The sequence below is a fragment of the Microbacterium sp. VKM Ac-2923 genome (assembly GCF_022815605.1).
In the GTDB taxonomy this organism is placed as follows: Bacteria; Actinomycetota; Actinomycetes; order Actinomycetales; family Microbacteriaceae; genus Microbacterium.
Genome location: NZ_JALGRP010000001.1, coordinates 33,715 through 57,283, shown reverse-complemented (window position 1 = coordinate 57,283; position 23,569 = coordinate 33,715). Strand labels below are relative to the sequence as shown.

At 71.6% G+C, this 23,569-nt stretch carries 19 protein-coding genes; 10 read left to right on the top strand and 9 right to left on the bottom strand.

Annotation, left to right across the window (positions count from 1 at the left end):
* Positions 1-95: 95 nt before the first annotated feature.
* The 7 genes from MT347_RS00210 to MT347_RS18030 all read right to left on the bottom strand — a co-directional run bounded on the left by MT347_RS00210 (position 96) and on the right by MT347_RS18030 (position 8,651).
* On the bottom strand, positions 96-1,331 hold the full coding sequence (locus tag MT347_RS00210) for an alanine--glyoxylate aminotransferase family protein (protein ID WP_308194192.1): 1,236 nt from the start codon (positions 1,329-1,331) through the stop codon (positions 96-98).
* Between the two features lie 238 nt (positions 1,332-1,569).
* Positions 1,570-3,174 (bottom strand): AtzH-like domain-containing protein, encoded by a 1,605-nt coding sequence (locus tag MT347_RS00205; RefSeq protein ID WP_243497055.1) that lies wholly within the window; start codon positions 3,172-3,174, stop codon positions 1,570-1,572.
* Complete coding sequence (locus MT347_RS00200) at positions 3,171-4,385, bottom strand: acetamidase/formamidase family protein (RefSeq protein ID WP_243497977.1); 1,215 nt, start codon at positions 4,383-4,385, stop codon at positions 3,171-3,173. The genes MT347_RS00205 and MT347_RS00200 overlap by 4 nt, the downstream gene beginning before the upstream one ends.
* A gap of 209 nt (positions 4,386-4,594) precedes the next feature.
* The gene (allB, locus tag MT347_RS00195) at positions 4,595-5,929 is read right to left on the bottom strand and encodes an allantoinase AllB (RefSeq protein WP_243497054.1); all 1,335 of its coding nucleotides are present in this window, start codon (positions 5,927-5,929) and stop codon (positions 4,595-4,597) included.
* A gap of 51 nt (positions 5,930-5,980) precedes the next feature.
* Positions 5,981-6,922, bottom strand: coding sequence for an aspartate/glutamate racemase family protein (locus tag MT347_RS00190; protein ID WP_243497053.1), 942 nt, complete (start codon positions 6,920-6,922; stop codon positions 5,981-5,983).
* A complete protein-coding gene (locus MT347_RS18035) occupies positions 6,919-7,896 on the bottom strand; it encodes a cytosine permease (RefSeq protein WP_308194191.1) in 978 nt (325 codons plus the stop codon). Before MT347_RS18035 ends, MT347_RS00190 begins: the two co-directional genes overlap by 4 nt.
* Complete coding sequence (locus MT347_RS18030) at positions 7,866-8,651, bottom strand: cytosine permease (RefSeq protein WP_308194190.1); 786 nt, start codon at positions 8,649-8,651, stop codon at positions 7,866-7,868. Before MT347_RS18030 ends, MT347_RS18035 begins: the two co-directional genes overlap by 31 nt.
* A gap of 159 nt (positions 8,652-8,810) precedes the next feature.
* Here MT347_RS18030 and MT347_RS00180 point away from each other — a divergent pair, with 159 nt between their 5' ends.
* A complete protein-coding gene (locus MT347_RS00180; protein WP_243497052.1) occupies positions 8,811-9,491 on the top strand; it encodes a helix-turn-helix domain-containing protein in 681 nt (226 codons plus the stop codon).
* Between the two features lie 464 nt (positions 9,492-9,955).
* Here MT347_RS00180 and MT347_RS00175 read toward each other — a convergent pair whose 3' ends face one another.
* The gene (locus tag MT347_RS00175; RefSeq protein WP_243497051.1) at positions 9,956-13,291 is read right to left on the bottom strand and encodes a LamG-like jellyroll fold domain-containing protein; all 3,336 of its coding nucleotides are present in this window, start codon (positions 13,289-13,291) and stop codon (positions 9,956-9,958) included.
* A 35-nt stretch (positions 13,292-13,326) separates the two neighbouring features.
* A complete protein-coding gene (locus MT347_RS00170) occupies positions 13,327-14,892 on the bottom strand; it encodes an RICIN domain-containing protein (protein WP_243497050.1) in 1,566 nt (521 codons plus the stop codon).
* 252 nt (positions 14,893-15,144) lie between these two features.
* Between MT347_RS00170 and uraD the strand changes: the two genes are divergently transcribed.
* The 9 genes from uraD to MT347_RS00125 all read left to right on the top strand — a co-directional run bounded on the left by uraD (position 15,145) and on the right by MT347_RS00125 (position 23,270).
* Positions 15,145-15,672, top strand: a complete 528-nt coding sequence (uraD, locus tag MT347_RS00165) for a 2-oxo-4-hydroxy-4-carboxy-5-ureidoimidazoline decarboxylase (protein ID WP_243497049.1) — start codon at positions 15,145-15,147, stop codon at positions 15,670-15,672.
* Between the two features lie 34 nt (positions 15,673-15,706).
* The gene (gene uraH, locus MT347_RS00160) at positions 15,707-16,027 is read left to right on the top strand and encodes a hydroxyisourate hydrolase (RefSeq protein ID WP_243497048.1); all 321 of its coding nucleotides are present in this window, start codon (positions 15,707-15,709) and stop codon (positions 16,025-16,027) included.
* A gap of 8 nt (positions 16,028-16,035) precedes the next feature.
* Positions 16,036-17,220 carry an FAD-dependent urate hydroxylase HpxO gene (gene hpxO / locus MT347_RS00155; protein WP_243497047.1) on the top strand — a complete coding sequence of 395 codons (1,185 nt, stop codon included), beginning with the start codon at positions 16,036-16,038 and terminating at the stop codon, positions 17,218-17,220.
* 243 nt (positions 17,221-17,463) lie between these two features.
* Positions 17,464-17,814, top strand: a complete 351-nt coding sequence (locus MT347_RS00150) for a carboxymuconolactone decarboxylase family protein (protein ID WP_243497046.1) — start codon at positions 17,464-17,466, stop codon at positions 17,812-17,814.
* 4 nt (positions 17,815-17,818) lie between these two features.
* On the top strand, positions 17,819-19,141 hold the full coding sequence (locus MT347_RS00145) for a M20/M25/M40 family metallo-hydrolase (RefSeq protein WP_243497045.1): 1,323 nt from the start codon (positions 17,819-17,821) through the stop codon (positions 19,139-19,141).
* Positions 19,142-19,635: 494 nt separating this feature from the next.
* The gene (locus MT347_RS00140) at positions 19,636-20,763 is read left to right on the top strand and encodes an amino acid ABC transporter permease (protein WP_243497044.1); all 1,128 of its coding nucleotides are present in this window, start codon (positions 19,636-19,638) and stop codon (positions 20,761-20,763) included.
* Positions 20,760-21,542, top strand: coding sequence for an amino acid ABC transporter ATP-binding protein (locus MT347_RS00135; protein WP_243497043.1), 783 nt, complete (start codon positions 20,760-20,762; stop codon positions 21,540-21,542). The genes MT347_RS00140 and MT347_RS00135 overlap by 4 nt, the downstream gene beginning before the upstream one ends.
* A gap of 166 nt (positions 21,543-21,708) precedes the next feature.
* Positions 21,709-22,689: an ABC transporter substrate-binding protein gene (locus tag MT347_RS00130; protein ID WP_243497042.1), complete on the top strand. Its 981-nt coding sequence runs from the start codon at positions 21,709-21,711 to the stop codon at positions 22,687-22,689.
* A 62-nt stretch (positions 22,690-22,751) separates the two neighbouring features.
* Positions 22,752-23,270 (top strand): GNAT family N-acetyltransferase, encoded by a 519-nt coding sequence (locus MT347_RS00125; RefSeq protein WP_243497041.1) that lies wholly within the window; start codon positions 22,752-22,754, stop codon positions 23,268-23,270.
* Positions 23,271-23,569 lie beyond the last annotated feature (299 nt).

Below are 23,569 nucleotides of genomic sequence, written 5' to 3'. Positions count from 1 at the left end.
TCGGCCTCCGCTCGAGCCGGCGCGGCGCGGTGACGTGGGCACTGCCGCGGCGGCGGGCGCCGTCACAGCCACCCCGGTCCGGGATGCGAGCGGCGTCACGAGCGTGCCGCCGCGTAAACTCCCTGCGCCGCCTCGACGCCGCCGCCGGCCGCCACCGCGGCGCCGTGTCGGCGCAGCACCGCCTCGAGCGCGGCGAGCGTGGTGAGCACCGCGTCGGTGCGGGCGTTGTAGCCCATCGTGCCGATGCGCCAGACCCGGCCGTGCAGCGGCCCGAACGACGTGCCGATCTCGATCCCGAAGTCGCTCAGCAGCTCCGCGCGCACGGCGTCGCCGGTCACGCCCTCGGGAATCTCGACGGCGACGACGTTGGTCATCTTGTGCGCGACGTCGCCGAAGACCGTGAGCCCGAGTCCCTCGACACCCGCGAGCATGGCGTCGCCGTGCAGGCGGTGCCGCTCGATCACGGCATCCCGCCCTTCGGCCAGCAGCACCCGCGCACACTCCCGCGCGCCGTAGAGCATGGTCGTCGCCTCGGTGTGGTGGTTGAGGCGGCGCGGTCCCCAATAGTCGAGGATCATCGCGAGGTCGAAGTAGTTGGACCGGATGAAGTCGGGTGCCACGGCATCCCCGTCTTCGCGGATCCCGGCCTCGACGCGGGCCCGCGAACGCACCACCTCGACGGCGCGCTCCGACAGGCTGATCGGCGCCGACCCCGACGGGCCGCCGAGGCATTTCTGCAGGCCCGCGGTCGCGGCATCCAGGCCCCAGGCATCCATCTCGAAGGCGTTGCCGCCGAGCGAGGCCGTCGCGTCGGTGTAGAAGAGGGCACCGTGGGCGCGGCAGATCTCGCCGATCTCGTCGAGCGGCTGGAGCATCGTGGTGGAAGTGTCGCCCTGCACGCACGCGACGAGGTGCGGCTTGACGCGCTCGACCGCCGCGCGGACGGCCGACACCGGGAACACCTCACCCCACGGCACCTCGATCGTGTGCACCTCGGCGAGGGCGCGCTCGGCGATCTCGGCCAGCAGATGTCCGAAGCGCCCGAAGATGGGGACCAGCACCCGGTCGCCGGGGCGCACGAGGGAGATCATGGCGGCCTCGATGCCGGCGCGGCTGGTGCCATCGACGAGCAGTGTCGCATCGTTCCCCGTCGCCCAGACCTGCCGGTAGAGCTCCTGGGTCTCGGTCATGGTGGCCGTCATGAACGGGTCGTACTGGCCGACGAGCGGCGCCCCCATCGCGCGCAGCACGCTCGGGTAGGCGGAGATCGGGCCGGGGCCCATCAGCAGACGGGCGGGCGGGTCGATGGGGCCGGGGAGGTGGCTGGTCACGAGATCTCCATAGTGCGGGGGCGGAACGGGTGCGGCGGCGTGAGCCGGCGGCGAGCGGTCGGCGGGGCCGTCGGCGGAGCAGGCGGCGGGGCGGGCGGCGGGGCCGTCGGCGGAGCGGCGGCGGTGCGCGACACAACGCAGGAGAACCCCTCGCGGATCGCGGTACGACGGCCGATCTCGCGGGCGCCGGCGGAGGCCCGGGACCGGAACTCCTGCGTTGTGTCGCGGGGTGGTCGCGTCATCGGCTCACGCCTTCCGCCCCGGGTGCGGCGAGGGCGGCGAGGCGACGGGCGAGACGCACGAGGGCGATGTCGGTGCCCGCGCGCGACACCAGGCAGACGCCGACGGGGGCTCCGCTCACCGTCAGCAAGGGCACCGAGATCGCCGGCAGCCCCGCGATGGCGGCGGGCGCGGTCATGCGCAGGGTGGCGGCCCGGACACCGTCGATGTCGGCGGTGCGCTGCGGGGCGGGACCCGGGACGGTGGGGAAGATCAGCACGGAACCGTCGACGAGTTCGGCCAGGTGCGCCGCGATCGGATCGAGTTCGTCTCGCGCCGCGCGTTCGTCGGCAGCGGTGATCTGTGCGGCGAGACGGAAGCGCTCGGCGACCGCCGGGCCCACGGCCCCGGGGTGCGCGCGCATCCACTCGCCGTCGTTGCGCCAGGCCTCCGCGCCCTGGACCGTGCGGAACGCCGTGAAGGCGGCATCCAGATCTCCGGTGTGCACGGCACGGAACGAGGGCGGATCGTCGGATGCCGCGAGCGCGGCCAGGAGCCTCGAAAACGCCTCGCGGGTGGGGGCGGCGGCGCAGTCGAGGATCTCCTCGGGCACGACGAACCGCCACGGCAGGTCGTCGCCGGAGGCGCCGTAGACGTTCTCGGTCGACGCGGAGCCGTCGTAGCTGAGGCACCAGTCGGCGACACGCTGAAGGGTGTCACCGTCGCGGGTGAGCCAACCGATCGTGTCGAAGGACTGCGCCAGCGGGAGCATGCCCTGACGCGGGACGAGGTCGTGGGTCGTCCGCAGGCCCCACAGCCCCTGGTAGGAGGCGGGAACGCGGATGGAACCCGCGGTGTCGGTGGCGAGCCCGATGTCGGCGTGACCGAGGGCGACGGCGGACGCCGGTCCGCTGGAGGAGCCTCCCGGGAGCGCACCGACGACGGCGCCGTTGGGCGGGGTGCCGTAGTGGGCGTTGTCGCCGGCGATCGAGTAGGCGAACTCGTCGGTGCGGGCGATGCCGCGCAGCGACGCACCGCCGCGAAGCAGGTCGGCGACGGCCGGAGCCGTGGCCTTCTCGGGCCGGGCCTCTTCGAGGAACGTCGGGTTTCCCGCGCCGATGCGGAAACCCGCGATGGCGAAGAGGTCTTTCACCGCGACCGTGAGCCCTTCGAGCGGTCCCTCCCACGCGCCCTGGAGGAACGGGTCGCCGACGCTGCGCCAGATCGTGCGATCGAGCGCGGGGGTGCGCGGGGTCACGTGCGCGGCGGCGATGAGCCACCGCCCGTCGATCCGCTGCCAGACCTGCGTCTGGAGGCCACGGCCACCACCGCGGAACTGCGACACCGACATCAGCAGGGCGACGTCGCCGTCGGTGCTGTCACCGTCGGTCGCCGACGCGAGCGGGCGGTAGTGGACCTCGGCGATCTCGCGCGGGGGGACACCGCCCCGCAGGGACCGGAACCCGCTGATCGCCTCGTGACCGACGAGCAGCCCCGCGGTGTCGCCGCGCAGCGTGTCGGGTCCGGGAGCGAAGAACGCGTCGAGCGCGTCGAGGTCGTTGGCGACGATGGCGCGCTCGTACGCGTCGAAGGCGTCGCGCAGGTCGGTGGGGATGTCGGTCATGCGGCACCGTCCTCGGATGCGGGGCGGGGGGCGGCATCCCCCCGCGTCGAGTGTCCAGGAAACCCGGACGCTCCCGGAATCCCTCCGGGTGTCGTTGACACCGGACCCGCGGAGGGGGCCAGTGCTTCGGGCTCCACCGACGGTACCGCCGCGAAGTCGGCCTCGCGGATGCGCGCGTGCACGCCCGAGACGATGTCGACGACCTGCGAGATGTCGAAGTCGGTCGCCGCGGACAGGTAGGCATAGCCGAGGTGCTCGTCCATGCCCCATCGGCCGTGCAGGAGCGCGAGCGACGAGCGCACGCAGGCGCGCATCGCGGCGTCGAGGTCGGGGTCCATCCCGGTCGGGACGAGGTAGTCGGGGGTGCGCACCAGCGGACCCGTCACCTCGCCGAACGCGGCGCGGGCGGCATCCCCGGGGATCACCTCGAAGCGCAGCGTCGCGCGCAGCGACGCCTCCAGCGCGGTGAGCGCCACCTCGCCGTCGCCCTGCGCGAAGTGGGGATCGCCGACGTACGCGAGCGCTCCCTCGACCTGGACGGGGAGGAACAGGGTCGTGCCCTCGACGAGGAGGTTGATGTCGATGTTCCCGCCATGCGCCCCCGGCGGCACGGAGTGCGGGCGCTCGGAACCTGCCACCGCGACCCCCATCGTCCCCAGGAACGGCGCGAGGGGGAAGGTCACGACCGGCTCGCCGCCCTCGACGACGGGGAGGGTGCCGTGCAGGATGCCGTCTCGCTCGGCGACCGCGGCGAACACGCTGACGTTGTGCTCTCCGCGCGGCAGTTCGCCCACCAGCGCGCCCTTGCCGTGCCGGTTGGAGATGACGCCGTACGGCACGCGCGGAACGAGCGTCTCGACCGTGACTTTGAGCAGGTCACCCGGGTGGGCGCCGACGACGTGCACCGGTCCGACGACCACGTGCGGCCCGTCGGCGAAGGGGTCTCGAACAACGGATGCCGCGATCTCGATCGCATCGTCGAGCACCTCGGCGCGCGGTACCCCCTGTGCGGCGAAGTAGGCCTCGGGGTCTTTGCCCTGGTCGTCGAGGATGCCCTCGTGGCTGACGGTGTCGAAGGTGACGCTGTCGCCCGAGGAGATCGCGAGCACGGCGGCGTCGGTGGCGCAGGGCAGGCGCCCCCACAGCACGGTGTCGGGGGTGGCGGGGAGGTAGTGGTCGCCGGGGATCGGCCCGCGGCCGGGCTGGAGGATCGGAACGGGCCCGTGGGGTCCGGTCCCTTCGACAGGCTCAGGGACCTCGGGCGCGACCGACACGCGGTGGCTGAGCTCGTCGAAGCCTCCCCCCGACCCCTGGGGTCCGGTCCCTGCGACGGGCTCAGGGACCTCGGGCGCGGCCGACACGCGGTGGCTGAGCTCGTCGAAGCCTCCCCCCGGGTTCCGCGTTCCCGTCCCCGCGGCGCTCACGCCTCCACCACCGCGGGGGTGCGGAGGATCTCGCGACCCTCGCGCTCGGTCACGGGCGCCCCCCGCCGGTAGGCCGAGGCACCGCGCAGCCACGTCTCGCGGACGACACCGGTGAGGGTCTTGCCGTGCCACGGCGTCACGGGGTTGCGGTACTCCAGCGTCGCGGCATCCACCACGAACGTTTCGTCGGGGGCGAAGGCGACGAGGTGGGCCGGTGCGCCCGGCTCGATGACGCCGAGCCCCTCGAGGCCCGCGATGCGGGCGGGGCCGGTGGTGAACAGCGGGAGCAGGCTCTCGAAGGCGAGGCCCCGCTCCCGTGCTGTCGTGTGGACGGCCGAGAGTCCCGTCTGCAGGCCGGCGATCCCGCCCCACGCGAGGCCGAAGTCGGGGTTGTTCTTCAACTCGGCGGTGGCCGGCGAGTGATCGCTGACGATCGCGTCGATCGTGCCGTCGATGACGCCCGCCCACAGGAGATCGCGGTTATCGCCACCGCGGATCGGCGGGCAGCACTTGAACGCCCCCGCACCGTCGGGCACGTCGGCGGCGTCGAGGGTCAGGTAGTGCGGGCACGTCTCGACCGTGATGCGCACGCCTTCGGCCTTGGCCGCGCGCACGTCGTCGAGGGCCCCGCCGTCGGACACGTGCACGATATGGGCACGGGCGCCCGTGCGCCGAGCGGCGTCGATCACCCGGCGGATGGCGGCGCGCTCGCTCAGCGGCGGGCGGCTCGCCTCGAAGTCGCGATAGCGCGGGCCGAGCGCGCCGTCGGCGTGCAGATGCCCCGGGTCTTCGGCGTGCACGATGAGCAGGCCGTCGAAGGCGGCCAACTCGGTGAGGCACCGTTCGAGCTGGGCGGCGTCGAGATGTCCGAACTCGTCGATGCCGCTCGGCGAGAGGAAGCACTTGAAGCCCACGACCCCGGCGTCGGAGAGGGTCCGCAGCGATCCGAGGTTCTCGGGGACCGCTCCTCCCCAGTAGGCCACGTCGACGGCGAGCTTGCCCGCGGCCGCCGCGCGCTTGGCATCCAGTGCCTCGGGGGTCGTGGTGGCGGGCGAGCTGTTCAGCGGCATGTCGACGACCGTCGTGATGCCGCCCGCGGCGGCTGCGGCGGTGCCGGTGGCGAAGCCCTCCCACTCGGTGCGGCCGGGTTCGTCGAGGTGCACGTGCGAGTCGACGAGTCCGGGCAGCAGCACGGCGTCGCCGGGCAGCACCGTGCCGGCCGTCGCATCGAAGGGGTCGACGGCGGTGATGACGCCTTCGTCGATCACGACCGTGGCGGGGGTGAAGGCACCGTCGAGGTAGACCCGTCGGGCGGCGATCCGTGTGCTCATGCCGTTCACGCTAAGCGCCTCGCGTTTCGCCAATGTAACCGTCATCAACATTCATGCGAACACCGCGAGATCGCCCGCCTGGGGAGGAGCCGGCGACTCGCGGTCCGGCGCCGAGCTCGCAGCCGACGACTCGCGGTCCGGCGCCGAGCTCGCAGCCGACGACTCGCGGTCCGGGGCGGATTCCGCGCCTCGGGGCGGGAACGGCCCGCCCCGAACGTCGGATCGCGCCCCGAACCCCGACGCTCCCCCCGCGGGAACAGCCGAGACACGCCCCGCCGAAGCGCCCGCGACCAGCGCCCGCGGCGGGGGCGCGTACTCGTCGCGCTTGCTCGTCCCGAGGCCCATGCGCACCATCCCGGATGCCACGCCCACCGCCGCCGCGACGCCGTCGACGACCGGCACCCCGACGCGTGCCGTCAGCTCGGTGCACAGGTCTGCCATGCCGGCGCAGCCGAGCACGATCACGTCGGCGCCGCTCGCGGCGGCCTCGGCACTGACGCGCGCGATCGTCTCCACGGCGGGAGAACCCGTGTCCTCGAGGTCGAGCACCGGGATGCCGGTCGCCGCGAGCGACACGCACGCGCGCTCCATGCCGTACCGCGACACCAGGTCGTGGGCGCGACCCAACGTGCGGCTGAGCGTCGTCACGACGCCGAAGTGCCGGCCCGACACGGCGGCCAGGTGCATCGCCGCCTCGGCGATGCCGACCACCGGGGCTTCGACTAACTCCCGCGCCGCGTCGAGACCCGGATCGCCGAAGCAGGCGATCACGTAGGCGTCGGCGGGGTCGGCGCCGGCGCGGTCGGCGGTGATCAGCTCGACCACGGCGGCGGCCGCGGCGATCTCATCGGTGTGGCTCTCGATCGCGTCGGCGCCGTCGGCGGGGCACACGGCCTCGATGAGGACGTCGGGTCCCGCCACCTCCCGAGCGGCCTCGGCGATCTTCTCCGTCATCGCCCGGGAGGTGTTGGGGTTGATCAGCAGGACCCTCACGCGAGCGCCTCGCGGGCGGTTCCGGTGCTCGGCGCGGGCCGTGCGCTCGGGGCCGATGACGTGGCATCCGGAGTCGTCTGCGCGAGCACCGAGCCCGACACGTGCGCCGCGTCCGTGGCATCCGGAGCGGACTGCGCGAGCACCGGGACGACACGCTCCTCGGGTGCTCCGACCGTCTCGACGGTGCCGTCGGAGATCCCCTCCGTCTCGCCCTCGAACGTCGGGATGCGGGGGTCCAGCCGCTCGAAGAGCAGGAACAGCACGTAGCCGAGCCCGCAGCCGATGAACCAGCTGTAGTCGCTGATCGCGGCGACGTCGAACAGACCCAGATCGGCGAACAGCTTCGGGAAGATCGCGATCGCGACCGTCGGAACACCCGCGGCGATGACGGCCTTGACCGCGTTCGGGTTGAAGCCGTTGCGGTACCAATACGGACCCTCGGCATCCATCGTGAACATCGCGTCGACCTTCACGCGCTGGCGGGCGGCGATGTAGTACCCGGCGATCAGGATGCCGAACAGCGGGCCGATCAGCGCGCCCAGCACGCCGAGCGAGTAATGGATGGCGTCGGCGTTCGAGTACCAGTTCCACGGCATGAGGAAGGTCGAACCGACGGCGGCGATCATGCCGCCCGCGCGCCACGAGATCTTCTTCGGGGCGACGTTGGAGAAGTCGAACGCGGGAGAGATGAAGTTGGCGACGATGTTGATGCCCACCGTGGCGGTGACGAAGGTCAGGCCGCCGAGGAGGATCGCGAAGGGGGTGTCGATGCGCTCGACCGTCGCAATGGGGTCGGTGATGAGCGAGCCGAACACCGGCACGGTCGCCGACGCGGTGATGACGGTCAACAGCGAGAAGAAGAGGAAGTTGATCGGCAGACCCCAGAAGTTGCCCTTCTTCACCGCGGTAAAGCTCTTGCCGTAGCGCGCGAAGTCACCGAAGTTCAGCATCGGGCCGGAGAAGTAGGAGACCACCAGGGCGATGCCGCGAACATCACGGGGATCGAGGCCCAGAAGTCGAGCGGCGTCGTCGAGAGGGTGAACGAGATGTTCTGGATGCCGGCCTGCGACACGAGGTAGATCGCGAGCACGATCATCACGAGGTAGACCGCCGGTCCCGCCCAGTCGATGAAGCGGCGGATCACCTCCATGCCGTTCCAGAACAGCAGGAACTGCGCCGTCCACAGGATCGCGTACGAGATCCAGCCGAGAGCCGACAGCCCCGCGAACGAGACGTCGAGCAGGGCCGCGGAACCGGGGATGAACTTCAGGAACACGATGTTCAGCGACTCGGCCGCGAGGAAGGTCTGCACGCCGTACCAGGCGATGGCGATCAGGCCGCGGATGATCGCAGGGATGTTCGCGCCCCGGATGCCGAACACCACGCGGTTGATCACGGGGTAGGGCACGCCCGTCTTCTGGCTCGGCTTTGCGACCATGTTGGCGAAGAGCTGCACGATGCAGATGCCGACGATCAGCGCCACCAGCACCTGCCACGACTGCAGTCCGAGGGCGAAGAGCGAACCCGCGGTGACGTAGCCGCCGACCGAGTGCACATCGCTCATCCAGAACGCGAAGATGTTGTAGCTGGACCACTTCTGCTTCCGCAGCGGGGCGAGATCCTCGTTGGCGAGGCGGTCGTCGTAGTGGGGCTTCATATTGCCGCCCCCGTGGGGGTGGCCGGCGGCCTCCACCAGGTCGTGGGGGCCGGTCAGGGGGGTGGAAGTCACGTCATTCCTCTCAGGACGATGGATGCCACGACGTGGAGTCCGCGGCCGGAGTGGAGCTCTGATGTGAAGTTATGGGTTCACATAGCGCGGTTGGTTTCGCTCATGTAACAGGCGTGTGAAGTCAGTCCTTCACACGCGGCACGTCCCTAGACTCGGGGCATGCCGCAGCCGCCCGCCGCCGAAACCGTCGCCGTCGACTCGGACACGAGGGCGAACGCCGCCAGGGCTACAGAGGCCGCGGCCGAGGCGGACGCCGGCGCCACGTCCGACGCGCCGGCCTCCGTCGGCACGCGTATCCGCGACCTGCGCCAGGCGCGCGGCATCTCCGCACGGGCGCTCGCGAAGACGCTCGGCATCTCGCCCAGCGCCGTCTCGCAGATCGAGCGGGGCGTCATGCAGCCGAGCGTCTCGCGGCTCATCGCCATCACCGACGCCCTCGGCGTGCCCCTCGTCGCGGCCTTCGACCCGGCATCCGATCGCCCCGCCGAACCCGTCGGGCCGTCAGGATTCACCCTGCAGCGGGCCGGGCAGTCGCCCGACATCGTGCTCGACAGCGGGGTGTCGTTCCGCCGCCTCACCCCGGGCAGCTCCCCCGGCGTCGACTACTTCGAGTCGATCTACCCGCCCGGTGCCTCGGCGCACGGCGCCGACGGGCTGTTCCACCACGAGGGGTACGAGGTCGGCACGGTCGTGGCGGGCGAGCTCACCATCGACTTCGAGGCGGAGCGCGTGATCCTCCGCGCCGGGGATGCCATCAGCTACCCCTGCTCGGTCCCCCACCGGCTGCACAACACCGGCGACGCGGATGCCGTGGCGCACTGGCTGATCGTGCACGCCTGACGCTCGCGCTTTCGCAGCGTCCGGCCGGTCCGGTTCGGGGCGGGATTGGCCGGTCGGGCGGATCCCGCTGTCCGGGGCCCGGATGCGGCGGGGCAGCTCATCCGGGGCCTGAAATGTGCACCGCCCGGGCGTGGCGGGCGGCGCGGACGTGCCGTGCGACCTCGTCCGGGGCGCGAAATGTGCACCGGGGCGGCCGCCGCACGCCCCACCGCACACACCACGCCCCGAACCCGCAGCGGCAAGCCGCAATGGCAGACACCCCGGCGCACGTGCACGCGGCGGCGCGGACGTGCCGCGCGACCTCGTCCGGGGCGCGAAATGTGCACCGGGGCGGCCGCAGCACGCCCCACTGCACACACCACGCCCCAAACCCCGCGGCGGCAAGACCCGGGGGACGAGCCGCGGGACGCGCGACCACGACGGAGCCCCCGCCGACCCGGAAGTCGACGGGGGCTCCGCGTGCGCTACTTGGCGACGAGCGTGAGCGTCAGCGTCGAGCGATAGACGCCGACGGGCGCGTCCTTCGGCGCGGTGAAGTCCAGCCCGGCGTCGAAGCGCGCGCCGCCGATCCCGGTGGACACCCCGGCCGCGCTGGAGGCGATCGTGCCTCCGTCGGACCCCACGGTCAGGCCCGCGATCGGCTCGTATCCCTCGAACGCGGCGGGTCGGATCGCCAGCACGCTCGGCGGCACCGTGTTCACGCCGTCGCTGAACGCCGAGGTCGACGCCGTCAGCGTCCACCCGGTGAGCGCGCTGCGATCGTCGACGACGGTGACCCGACCCAGCCGGGCCGTGGCGGTCGTCCCGCGGGGAACCGCACCGAAGTCGACCGACGACTTCTGCGCGTCGAGCGACCACAGGTCACTCGCGGTCACGGTGGTCGACAGCTCCGCGGTGTCCGTCACCGAAACCGGGTGCACCGGGACGGTGAAGCTCCCCCACGCGATGACGCCCGGATCCCCGGGAAGCGTCAGCGCCACCGTGTGGTCCCCCGGCGGAAGCGCGGAGATGTCGACGGAGGCCAGACCGGTGGGATCCGTCGTCACGCGCCCGAGGTCGGTGGGCGTGGACCACGCCCACACCTGCAGCACCTGACTCGCGTGGCCCGACCCCGCGGGGAGGGTCACGACGCCCTCCCCGTTCACGGGGTCCGCGATGTCCACGCGGCCGCCGTCACCCGGTCCCGGCTCTCGCGGTGTCGCGTCCACCACGGTGAGGGTCGCCGCGCGGGACACAGCGTCAGGACCGACGCCGTTGGAGGCAACGGCCCGGTACGCGAGACCGTCGAGTGCGAGCGTGGCATCCGCGATGGTCAACGTCGACGAGGTGGCGCCGGCGATCGGTGTCCACGTCGATCCGTCGGACGAGGACTGCCAGGTGACCGTCGGGGCGGGTGAGCCCCCCACCGTGACGGCGAGCGCCGCGGTCGTCCCGACCAGCACACGCTGGTCGGACGGGTCGGTGACGGTGGCGGCGGCGGCCGTGATGGTCACCGTGGCCGCGATCGGCGTGCCCTCCCGGCTGCCGATGGACTGCACGAAGCTCACCGCGTGCGCTCCGGCCCCGGCGACGGGGGTGTCGAGCACGACATGCCAGCGTCCCGCGTCGTCGACCCGGGTCTGACCGAGGGTCCGCCCGTTCTCGATGACCCGCACGGCGGCGCCGACGACGCCCGTCCCCTCGAACGACGACACGGCGACCTGGGTGGGTCCCACGGCGTCGACGTCGGTGGTCAGGGCGAAGCCCGCCCCCTCGGCGTCGATGCTCCGACGCTGGTAAAGGAACTGTTGGGGCGCGAGCGCGTGGTCGACGAGGCGGGTCTCACCGACGCATCCGAACCAGCCGTGGTCGGGCTCGGTGTTCCAGGTGGAGGTGCCGATGACCCAGGGCATGAAGTCGGCGGCCATCATGCCGCCCACCTGCGAGGCGTTGCGCAGCACCGGCACGCCGTCGACGTACATGATGACCGTGCTGGCGGCGGGGTCGTTCACGATGGCGACGTGGTGCCACGAGCCCGGCATGATCTCCCCCGACCACAGCGTGTACGAGTTCTTCGTGCGCGTGTCCGCCGCCGAGAACTGGTACTCCCGCAGATTGGAGATGCCGAGCCACGCCGCTCCCGCACCGGCGTCGGACGGGTCGTTGATCCCCATCCACTGCCGCGCACCGCCGCGTGTGATCGCCGCTCCCCACCGGTTCGCGGCCTCGGTCCAGGCGCTGTCCATCTGCAGGAACGTCTCGAGGGTGTAGCCCGTGGAGGCATCCAGGTGCGCGACGGTGGCCGGTGCTCCGTACTCCGTCGTGAGGTAGGCGAGGTTGTCGCGAGCCGACGGGTTGCGGTGGACGTCGCTGAAGCACACCGCGCCCTTGTCCGCCGAGTAGACCGGGACGTTGGTGTGAGTGATGGTGACGTCGTCGCCGGTGTCGGGCTCGTCGGTGTCGTCGACCGGATTGCGGTACATCGGACTCGCCCCCGCGATGTCGGGGATCTCGGTCGAAGCCGTCACCTCGCCCTCGGCGACGCCGCCGAAACGCCAGTGCGCGAGAGTGCCGTCCACGCGCACGTAGTCGGTGGCGTCGCCGGCAGGCGCGAGGTGCTGCTGCGCCCCCTGACCGGTCCACCCCTGCGACACGATCTGCGTGGCCCGGGCCGAGAGGTCGCCGTTGTCCGCGTGTGCGGCATCCGGAGCCGCCCACCCGAAGCGCGCACCGAAATCGAGGGGCAGCGTGAACTTCTGCCAGGTGCCGTCGAGCACCGGAGTGTCGGTGGACGTGATGGCATCCGGATGCTTCTTGGGCACCCACGGCGAGATGGTTTCGACGTCGATGCGATTGTTCGTCAGGTCGAACTCGAAGAGCGACATGATGCCGTTCCCGCCGTCCGCCGACATCTGGTAGTCGCTGAGGACCTGGTAGACCGGGTGACCGAAGTCGTTGGTCAGCGTGCGCTGGGTCGCGCCGTGGAAGTGGCCGTTGAGGGTGAGCACGATCTGGTCGTTGCGGCGGATCAGCTTCTCCCACAGCAGGTCTCCGTACCACCACCCGGCGGGCGAGACCTGATCCTGATCGATGCCGATGATCGCGTGCGACGACAGGATCACGGGCACACCGGGGTGCGCGTCGAGGATGCCCTGGGCCCACGCGAAGGTGTCGTCGGAGGCGTTCCAGCCCAGGGCGAGCACGATCCAGTCGTGCCCCTCCGCCGAGAACCGGTACGCCGACGAGAACCCGTTCTGGAACGTTCCGAGCAGGGTCTGACCCGCCTCGCGCTGGAGCGTCGAGGCGCCGAAGTTGGCCAGATAGCTCGCCGAGTTCGCCTCCGACGAGCGCACCCCCTGGTCCTTCACGTCGTGGTTGCCGGGCAGGATCGAGTAGGGCACGCCGCCGTCTTCGAGGATGCGCATCGACTTGGTCGCCGCGGTCCACTGGTCGTTCACCCACTGCTGGTCGACGACGTCGCCGAGCTGCATCGCGAACGGGATGTTCAGTTCCTTCTCGTGGTCGACGATCCACTGCGTCTGCACCTCGAAGGGATTCGTGCCGTACTGCGGGTAGAACTGCGAGGCGCTGTAGCGGGAGTAGAACTGGGTGTCGGGGATCACCGGGAGCAGGAAGCTGGACCTGTCGGCGGCCGGGGTAGGTTCGGCGGATGCGGCGGCGGCGGGCGCCGAGGCAGGTGCGGGGTCGCCGACGGCGACGGCCGCCGAGGCGTTGCCGAGGACGAGGGCCGACAGGGCCAGCGTCGTCACCGCGGCGAGCAGGGGGCGTGCGCGTCGGGCGCGCGGGGAGTGGAGGGACATCTCTCTTCTCATCAGCGTTCGTGAGGGCGGACGGGTCAGGATGCCGGTGTGCGGGGCCCGTAGGCCTCGATCTCCGACAGCGACATCCAGGTGTTGGACGACTTGTTCTTGATGATCACGCGCACGCCGGTGGCCAGCACCGGGGTCGAAGACGCCTCGAGCGAGAGGTTCGCCGACGTGTTGGTCACGGGCCAGCCGGAGCTCGTCGGCAGGTTCTTCCAGCCGCCCAGAAGCGTGCGGTACTGCACCGTGACGCTGCCGATGTTCTGCTTGCCCCCGATGTCGTACACGTTCACGCCGGAGATCTGTCGCGGCTGATCGAAGGCGAACGAGACCCGGTTCGGATTGACGCGGTTGGTGGCGCCGCCGCTGCGCCAGTCCGCGAACCCGGTGGCGTTGCGGTTGCCGTCCGTGAGCGCGAAAGCGGTGGCGTCCTTGAAGGTGTAATCGGGGTGCACGCCGCTCTGGCGCAGGTGGTTGACGCGCTCGGGAGCGACGACGGTGATGACCAGGCGCGCCTCGAAGCCGGTCCCCGGCGCCGCCGGCAGCGTGATCGTTCCGGCCTGGGCGAAGCTGGCATCCGTGATGCCCGAGAAGTCCCACGTCACCGGCGTGGTCACCGTGGCGCCGGAACCACCGACCGTGCGCACCACCGTTCGCGGCGCGAGCATCCGGACCTCCTTCGCCGTGACACCCGCGTACGACGTGAACGCGGCGTCGTCCACCAGGGCGGACGACCCGACGAAGAAGTGCGCCGTCACCGCGACGGTCTCACCGAAGAACCCCTTCGCCGAACCGGGCACGTCGACGTCTCCGACGGCATTCCACACCGAGCGATCGGGCGTGCGCCAGGAGACCGAGGTGAGCGGGAACGACGTGCCCCAGCCGTAGCGGGCGACGAGCTTCGCCGGCATCGGCGGCTCCTGGCCCACGGGAACGGCGGCAGCGGGCACCGCCACCGTCGGGGTGAGCGGGTGCATCCGCCACTTCTGCACGGCCGCGGCCGCGCTGAGGGTGTACGTCTGCACCTCGGAGCCGTCCGCGGTCTTCCAGTTGTACAGATCGAGGGCCGCCTCCTGTTGGGAGGGGTCACGCTGCACGTTCACGAGGTTGACGCTGCCGTTTCCGGCGTCGCGGGCCTCCCACTGCGCGTACGGGTCCGTCACGACGTCAGCGACGTCGGCGAGCCGCAGGTAACGGAAGCTCGATTGGTCGTTGCGTGAGCGGACCAGGGCGTGGCCCTGCTGGTCGGTGATGACGAAGGTGTTCTCCGCGCCCGTGACGGGGTAGAAGCGCAGCGCTTGCGCGGCGAGCAGCGTGGCATCCCCCGTCTTCATCGCTTCGATGGCGGCGGCGGCGCGCTCGGTCGCGCCCGGTGCCGATGACACCTGAGCGTTCGTGTCGGCGACCTGGAGGGCCTTCCCGGGCGCGTTCACGCTCTCGACGAACATGAGGCTGGGAGCGCCGACGCCGTCGAAGAGGGCGTCGACCGCGGCGGGGCGCTCCGCTGCCTGCGCGGACGACCCCAGCGCGACGGCGAGGAGGGCGGCGGTGACGGCGGCGAGGACGCCGACCGCCCGTCGGGGGACAACAGCAGACATGGGGGGAGGAGTCCTCTCGAGGCAACGCCTCTCGGGCGAGGCGGCGGCCGTCCGGGTGAGGGCCACGGGGAAGCTATCCATCCGATGCGCCGCGCAGACGCTCGGGACGTTCTCTAGACATGAACACCGCGTTGTCTGCGTATGACGGCGCTCGCCGCGGGATCGGCGACGGCCTCCCGAAATGTTCCCCACAGCAACATCGCCGACACATCCCGCCACAGCCCCGTAACGCGGCACGCTTAGCCTGACCGCATGCACCTGCAGGAGTTCCACGCCCTCGACGACGCGGATGCCGCAGCGGTGGTCCGTGTCTGGGCCGACGTCCCCGGATGGGTCGACGCCGTCGTGGCGGGTCGGCCCTACCCGAACGTCGGCGCTCTCGCCTCGTATGCGGGCACCCTCGCCTCGACGTGGTCGCCGCAGGACCTCGAGGCCGCCCTCCACGCCCACCCCCGCATCGGGGGGAAGGTCGCGGGCGACGGCGCCGAGGCCGCGGCATCCCGTGTCGAGCAGGGCTCGATGGCATCCGCCGACGACGATGACATCGCCGCGATCGCCGCCGGCAATGCCGCGTACGAGGAGCGATTCGGTCGGGTGTTCCTCATCCGCGCCGCCGGACGCGCGCCGAGCGAGATGCGCGCCGAGCTCAAGCGACGCCTCGGCAACGACCCCGCCGCGGAGACCATCGAGGCCACCCGCCAGCTTGCCGAGATCGCTCTTCTGCGCCTCGGCGCCGCCTTCGCCGACGATGCCCCCGCCGAACCGGAGGCCGCGGAATGAGCCCCCGCACCACCGACGCCCCGGAGGGCACCGAATGACGCACCTCACCACTCACATCCTGGATGCCACGACGGGCACGCCCGCGGTCGGCGTCGCCGTGGCGCTGACCCATCTCGACGGCGCGGAGATCGACGCCGCCACCACCGACGCCGACGGTCGCCTCAGCCTCGGTCCCGACCGCCTCGACGACGGCGACTACGCCCTGACCTTCGCCACCGGCGCCTACTTCCGCGCGAACGACGTGATCTCGTTCCACCCCGTCGTGACCGTCGCCTTCACCGTCGACGGTGAGGCGCACCTGCACGTGCCGCTGCTGCTGAGCCCGTTCGCCTACTCGACCTACCGCGGCAGCTGAGGAGCGTCATGAAGGTCATCGTCATCGGAGCCGGCGTCGGCGGAACCTCGGCCGCCCTCGCCCTGCAGAAACTCGGACACGAGGTGGTCGTGTACGACCGCATGCGCGAGAACCGACCGGTCGGGGCCGCCCTGTCGCTGTGGTCGAACGGCGTCAAGGTCCTGAACTGGCTCGGCCTCGGCCCGCAGGTTGCCGCCCTCGGGGGCCGCATGGACGACATGGCCTATTACGACGGCCACACCGGTGACGAGCTCTGCCGCTTCAGCCTCGCCCCCGTCACCGAACAGACCGGCCAGAGGCCCTACCCCGTCGCCCGCGCGGACCTGCAGCAGCTGATGATGGATGCCGTGGGCCCGGCGAACATCCGCCTCGGGATGCAGCTCGTCGCCGTCTCCGACGACGGAACGACGGTCACCGCCACGTTCGCCGACGGCTCCACCGACACCGCCGACCTGCTCATCGGCGCCGACGGGGCACGATCGCTCGTGCGCGACTACGTCACCGAGCCCACCGGCATCCGTCCCGAGCGCACCTACTCGGGCTACGTCAACTACAACGGCCTCGTCGCCGCCGACGAGCGCATCGGACCGCTGGACCAGTGGACCACCTACGTCGGCGACGGCAAGCGGTGCGCCGTGATGCCCGTCGCGGGCGACCGCTTCTACTTCTTCGTCGACGTGCCGGGCCCCTCGGGCGTGGTGGAGGACCGCATGACGGCGCTCGAGCACGCCTTCGGATCGTGGGGCGCTCCGGGCGTGCGGGCGCTGCTGGACGGCGTCGATCCCGACGCCTCACTCAACCGCGTGGAGATCTGGGACATCGACCCCTTCGACACCTGGGCGCGCGGGCGCGTGGCGATCCTCGGCGACGCCGCGCACAACACCGCCCCCGACATCGGCCAGGGCGCCTGCTCGGCCCTGGAGGACAGCTTCGCCCTCGGCATCGTCTTCGCCACCTCGACCCTCGGCGTCGAGGACTCCCTCCGGCGCTACGAACGCATCCGGACGGAGCGGGCGGGCGATCTGGTGCTGCGCGCCCGCAAGCGCGCGCACGAGACGCACGCCTTCGACCTCGCGGCGACCCAGGCCTGGTACGACGGTCTGCGCCGCGAAGACGGCACCGGGGTGATCCGGGGCATCGTCGGCAACATCGAGGGAAGTCCGGTCGAGCTCGGGGCGAGCGTCCTGAGCTGACGCGCGGTGTGAGCTGCGCCCCCTCGGCCGGCTGAGGGGTGCGTGGGCCGCCAGAGGGGGGACATGGTCCGCGAAGAGCGGGACATGGGTCGCCCCGGACGTCACGCCGGATGACGCATCGGATGCCGCGCGGACGGGCGCGGAACGTGTGACCCCGCGTGACGCGCGCACGGCGTCGGCCAACCCGACCCGTGGCACCGTGGGAGCCCACCCTCAGACCCCGCGACGCCTTCGGGAGGCACCATGTCCGACTACTTCGACCGCACCGCCGACAAGACCTACACGAAGGTCTACAAGGCCGAGACGCCCGACATCCTCGCCGCATTCGCCGCGTTCGACCAGGCCGTGTTCGCTCCCGAGGGGCGGGCGATCCCGCTGAAGTACCGCGAGCTCATCGCTCTGGCCGTCGGGATCACCACGCAGTGCGTGTACTGCATCGACGGTCACTCGCAGAACGCCGTCAAAGCGGGCGCGACCGAGGCCGAGCTCGCCGAGGCCGCGTGGGTCGCGACCGCCATCCGCGCGGGTGGCGGCTACGCGCACGGACGCCTCGCCTTCAAGCTCGCCGACGACGCCCGCCCGCACGAGCACTGATTCCGTGACCGACGTCACGCCGCTCGCGACCGACGCCGGGGCCCCCGACCCAGGCCCGCTCGAGGTCGAGGCGCTGGAGCACATCCGCGCCCTGATCCGCATCGACAGCGTCAATACGGGCGAGGCGGCGACCATCGGCGACGGCGAGACGCGCGCCGCGCGATACGTGCAGGAGCACCTCCACGAGGTCGGCTACGACACCGTCCTGGTCGAGCCCAGGCCGGGACGCGCGAGTGTGATCGCGCGTCTGGCCGGGTCGGATCCGGATGCCGGAGCCCTCGTCGCCCACGCCCACCTCGACGTCGTGCCGGTCACCGCCGAGGACTGGACGTACCCGCCCTTCGGCGCGGATATCCACGACGGCATCCTGTACGGCCGCGGCGCGGTGGATATGAAGGACTTCGCCGGCATGCTGCTCGCGATCGCCCGCACTTTCCGACGCGACGGCGTCGTGCCCCGTCGCGACCTGATCTTCGCCTTCTTCGCCGACGAGGAGGCCGGAGGTGTCTGGGGCGCACGGTGGCTCGTCGAGCACCGCCCGGAACTCTTCGCCGGGGCGACGGAGGCCATCAGCGAAGTCGGCGGGTTCTCGATCCCCCTGCCCGGGGACCGCCGCGCCTACCTCGTCGCCACCGCCGAGAAGGGCGTGACCACCGCCACCCTCACGGCGCGCGGTCGCGCGGCGCACGGCTCACGCCCCACCGCCGACAACGCCGTCGTCCGTCTCGCCCGGGCCGTTGCGGCCGTGGGCGAGCACCGCTTCCCGGTCGCGCGCACCGCCACGCTCCAGCGCTTCGTCGACGTGTACGCGCGGGCGGGCGGCGATGTCGACGACCTGGGGTTCGCGGCATCCCTCATCAACGCGGGCAGCCGCAACACCGCCTCGCCCACGGTGCTGGCCGCCGGGGGCAAGGCCAACGTCATCCCGGCTTCGGCGAGCGCGACGCTCGACGTGCGCGTCGTGCCGGGGCAGGCCGAGGCGGTGCGGGAGCAGCTGGCCGCCGTCGTCGGCGACGACATCGAGATCACCTGGGCGCGCGACATTCCCGCCATCGAGGCCCCCGCCGACGGACGGCTCGTGGGAGTGCTCCAGGATGCCGTGAGTGCCGAGGACCCCGACGGCACGGTCGTGCCGTACCTGCTGCCGGCCAGCACCGACAACAAGCACCTGGCGCGCCTCGGCATCCGGGGCTACGGGTTCGTGCCGCTGCGCGTTCCGGCGGACTTCGACGTGTTCGGGCAGTTCCACGCGGCCGACGAGTGCGTGCCCGTCGAGGCACTGCATTTCGGCACGCGGGTGACGGAGCGGGTGCTGCGAGAGGCCTGAGGGCTGGTCCCGGCACTGTCGACGGGCACGAAAACTTCCCTGGTCCCGGCCCCGTGACGCGCCCGAGGACCTCCCTGGCCCCGGTCCCTTCGACGGGCTCAGGGACCTCCCGTGCAGGCGATCCCGTCGACGGGCTGCGGCATTCCCCGATCACAGACCCGTCGACAGGCTCAACAACCTCCTGTGCAGGCGGGCCCGCCGCGGTGGGCTCGGCCCCTGCCGGACACAACGCAGGAACTCCGCACCGGGACCCCCGTCCTGACCCCGCACGAGGCCTCGCCGGTGGCAGATCTCCTGCGTTGTGTCGCGCCCGCAGACGCGCGTAGCGCGAAACCGCCGCGGCGGCCAGGATGTGACGCCGCATGGCGGCCGATTGCGGTGCATGGCGGGGCGTTGCGACGTGTGAAACGGGGAATCGCGGGCGGCGGAACCCCGACATAGCGTTTCGTCACCCGCCGGCGTCCGCCGCCGATCCGCCGCTCGAGGAGCACGCCATGACCACCACCGCGCCGGCCCCCGCCGACCGCCCGACCGCCGGGACCACCGCCGCACAGGCCTCCCCGCACGCCGGCCCGCCGTCCGACCGCGCCGCCGGCAAGGTCGATCTCAGCACGGTCGCCGTCGTCCCCACCCGCCACTGGTGGCGCTGGATCTTCAGCGCCCTGCTGCTGTTCGTCGTCGCCCAGTTCGCGTGGAGCCTCGTCACGAACGACCGCTACATGTGGGACACCTTCGCGCAGTACTTCTTCTCGGAACCCGTGCTCATCGGCATCGGCTACACGCTCTCGCTCACCGCCATCTCGACGGTCGTCGGCTTCACCCTCGGTACGGTCCTCGCGCTCGGCCGCCTGTCGGCGTCGCCGCTGCTCAACGCCGCGGCGTGGGGGTACATCTGGTTCTTCCGGTCGGTGCCCCTCGTCGTGCAGATCATCGTCTGGTACAACCTCGGATACCTCTACCCGACCCTGGGCCTCGGGACGCCGTTCACGACCGACTTCTGGATCGTGGAGTTCCCCACCGTCCAGCTGGTCAGCGCCTTCGCCGCGGCGATCCTGGGTCTCGGCCTGCACCAGGCGGCGTACTCGGCCGAGATCATCCGCGGCGGTCTCGTCTCGGTCGACCCCGGTCAGCATGAGGCGGCGGCGGCGCTGGGCATCCCGGCATCCCGTCGTCTGTTCCGCATCATCCTCCCCCAGGCCATGCGGTCGATCGTGCCCAACGCCACGAACGAGGTGATCGGCCTGGTGAAGGGCGCATCGGTGGTCTTCGTGATCGCGATCCCCGAGCTGTTCTACGCGGTGCAGGTCGTCTACAACCGCAACAGCCGCGTCATCCCGCTGCTGCTGGTGGCGGTCGTCTGGTACACCCTCATTACGACGATCCTGAGCGTCGCGCAGTACTACATCGAGCGGTATTACGCCCGGGGTGCCGCGCGGGCACTGCCCCCGACGCCGGTGCAGCGGGCGCGACGGTGGGTGAGCGTGCAGTGGGCGCGCCTGGATGACACTCCGGCACCGCCGGGAGGGACGGATGCCACAGGCCCGGCGCCCTCGCCGACCGACGGGGCGAGCACAGCCGATGCCGTCGAGCACGACCTGACGTCGAAGGGCGGCCGAGCATGACCGCCCCCACCGCGACGCGCGGACTCGTCGAGATCCACAACGTGCACAAGGCGTTCCACGGCGTCGAGGTGCTGAAGGGCATCGACCTGACCGTCGAGCCCGGCGAGGTCGTGGCCCTGCTCGGGCCGAGCGGTTCCGGCAAGTCGACGCTCCTGCGCACCATCAACCACCTCGAGCGCGTGGATGCCGGCTCGGTCACGGTCGACGGCGAGTTCATCGGCTACGAGTTGCGCCACGGCAAGCTGCACGAGCTGCACGAGCGCGAGATCCTGCGGCGGCGGACACGGGTGGGGATCGTGTTTCAGAACTTCCACCTCTTCCCCCACCTCACCGCGCTCGAGAACATCACCGAGGCGCCCCTGGCTCTGAAGCGGCTGGGCAAGGACGACGCCCGAGAGCTCGCCCTCGGGCTGCTGGATCGCGTGGGGCTGAGCGAGAAGGCCGACGCGTACCCCCGGCAACTCTCGGGGGGTCAGCAACAGCGGGTCGCGATCGCCCGGGCGTTGGCGTTGAAGCCTCAGGTGCTCCTCTTCGACGAGCCGACCAGCGCGCTCGACCCCGAGCTCGTCGGCGAGGTGCTCGACGTCATCCGGGATTTGGCGAAGCTCGGCACGACCCTCGTGATCGTCACGCACGAGATCGGCTTCGCCCGCGAGGTCGCCGACTGCGTGGTGTTCCTCGACCAGGGTCGCGTCGTCGAGCAGGGCACGCCCGACGAGGTACTCGGCCGTCCGCAGCACCCGCGCACGCGGGAGTTCCTCGCGAAGGTGCTCGGCTGAGGCGATCGCCGCTGCCCGAGGTTCCTGAGCCCGTCGAAGGGGCCGGCCCGTGCGCGCCCGCGGTGGCTTCGACAGGCTCAGCCACCGCTCCCCCGAACCACCCGTATACCCGCACACCCGCACACCCGCACACCCGCACACCCGCACACCCGCAAGGAGACACAGCATGGCCCTCAGCAAGAAACAAGGAGTCGCGATCGGCGTCATCGCCGCCGCGATCGTCGCCGTCGCCGGTATCGGCACCGCGATCGGCCTCAACCGTCCGGCCGAGGCGGTCGCAGCCCCCGAACCCGCGGCATCCGCCTCCGCGGGCGCGATCGACTGGGTCCACACCGACGCCGTCCCCGAGGCCGTCCAGGCGTTGAAGGACAGCGGCTTCACCCCCATCGAGCCCGGCAAGCTGACCGTCGCGGTGGGCGCCTTCGTGCCGCCGCTCAGCTATGTGCCGGACGGTGAGACCCTGCCCGCGGGCACCGAGCCCAACTTCGGTTCGCTCATCGCGGAGGGCCTCGGCCTCGAGTACAACCCGGTCGTGGTCGCGTGGGCGGACTGGCCCCTCGGCATCCAGTCGGGCAAGTACGACCTGATCACCTCGAACGTCACCGTCACCGAGGAGCGCAAGGAGCTGTACGACTTCGCCAGTTACCGGCAGGACCTGCTGGGCTTCTCCGTGCGCTCCGACAGCGCGATCTCCACGATCGAGAAGGCGGACGACATCTCGGGTCTCAAGGTGGTCGTGGGCTCCGGCACCAACCAGGAGAAGGTGCTGCTGAGCTGGAACGACGAGCTCGCCGCCGCGGGCAAGGCCCCGGCCGAGCTGCAGTACTACGACGACAACGCCGCGGCGACCCTCGCGCTGCAGTCGGGCCGCGTCGACGCGACCTTCGGCCCCAACGCCACCGCGGCGTGGGCGGCGAAGGAGACCGGAGAGACCAAGCTCGTGGGGATCATCCCCGGTGGATGGCCGCTGCAGGCCGACATCGCGGCGGCCACGAAGAAGGGCAACGGTCTCATCGAGCCGGTCGGCATCGTGCTGAACGCTCTGATCGAGGACGGCAAATACGCCGAGGTGCTGAAGGTGTGGAACCTCACCTCCGAGGGCGTCGACACCTCGCGCATCAACCCGCCGGGACTCCCGAAGTCCTGACCCTCTCGCGTGGCCCGGTCTTTCGAGGCCGGGCCACTCTCCCGTTACGCAGAATGGATGCCATGACCACTGCCGTCACCCCCTCGCTGACCATCCGCCTCATCGCGCCGGAGGAGTACGCCGTGGTGGGACGCGCGACGGCCGACGCCTATCGGCACAGCTACGAAGGACTGAGCGATGCCTACCTCGCGTCCTTGGCCGACGTGGCGAGCCGCGTCGCCCAGGGTGAGGTGTGGGTCGCTGTCGAGGCCGACGGAGACATCGTGGGATCCGTGTGGGTGCCCCGACCCGGCGAAAGGCTGTCGGAACTCGCGCGGGAGGGCGAGGTGGACTTCCGTCAGCTCGCCGTCTCCCCCGCCGCCCGGGGTCGCGGCGTCGGTGAGGCCCTGACCCGTCACGTCGTCGCCGTCGCGCGCGGCCGCGGCGCGCACCGCGTGGTGATGAACAGCGGGCCCGAGATGCTCGGCGCCCACGCGCTGTACCTCAAGCTCGGCTTCCGGCGGCTGACCGAGCGGGAGCACTCCGTCGAGGTGGAGCCGGGTCGGTTCCTCGACCTGCGGGCGTTCGGACTCGACCTCTGAGGCTGTTCCGCCCCTCGGCGGAGCCGGCCCGGGCGGGAGCCGCGTGGAAGGCCCGGCGGGAGCCGCGCGGAGGGTCCACGCCGCGAGCCATCCTGCGCGGTCCGGGGCGAGCCATCGTGCGCGGTCCGGGGCGAGCCATCGTGCGCGGTTCGGGGCGAGCCGTCCTGCGCGGTTCGGGGCGAGCCATCGTGCGCGGTCCGGGGCGAGCCATCGTGCGCGGTTCGGGGCGAGCCATCGTGCGCGGTTCGGGGCGAGCCATCGTGCGCGGTTCGGGGCGAGCCATCGTGCGCGGTTCGGGG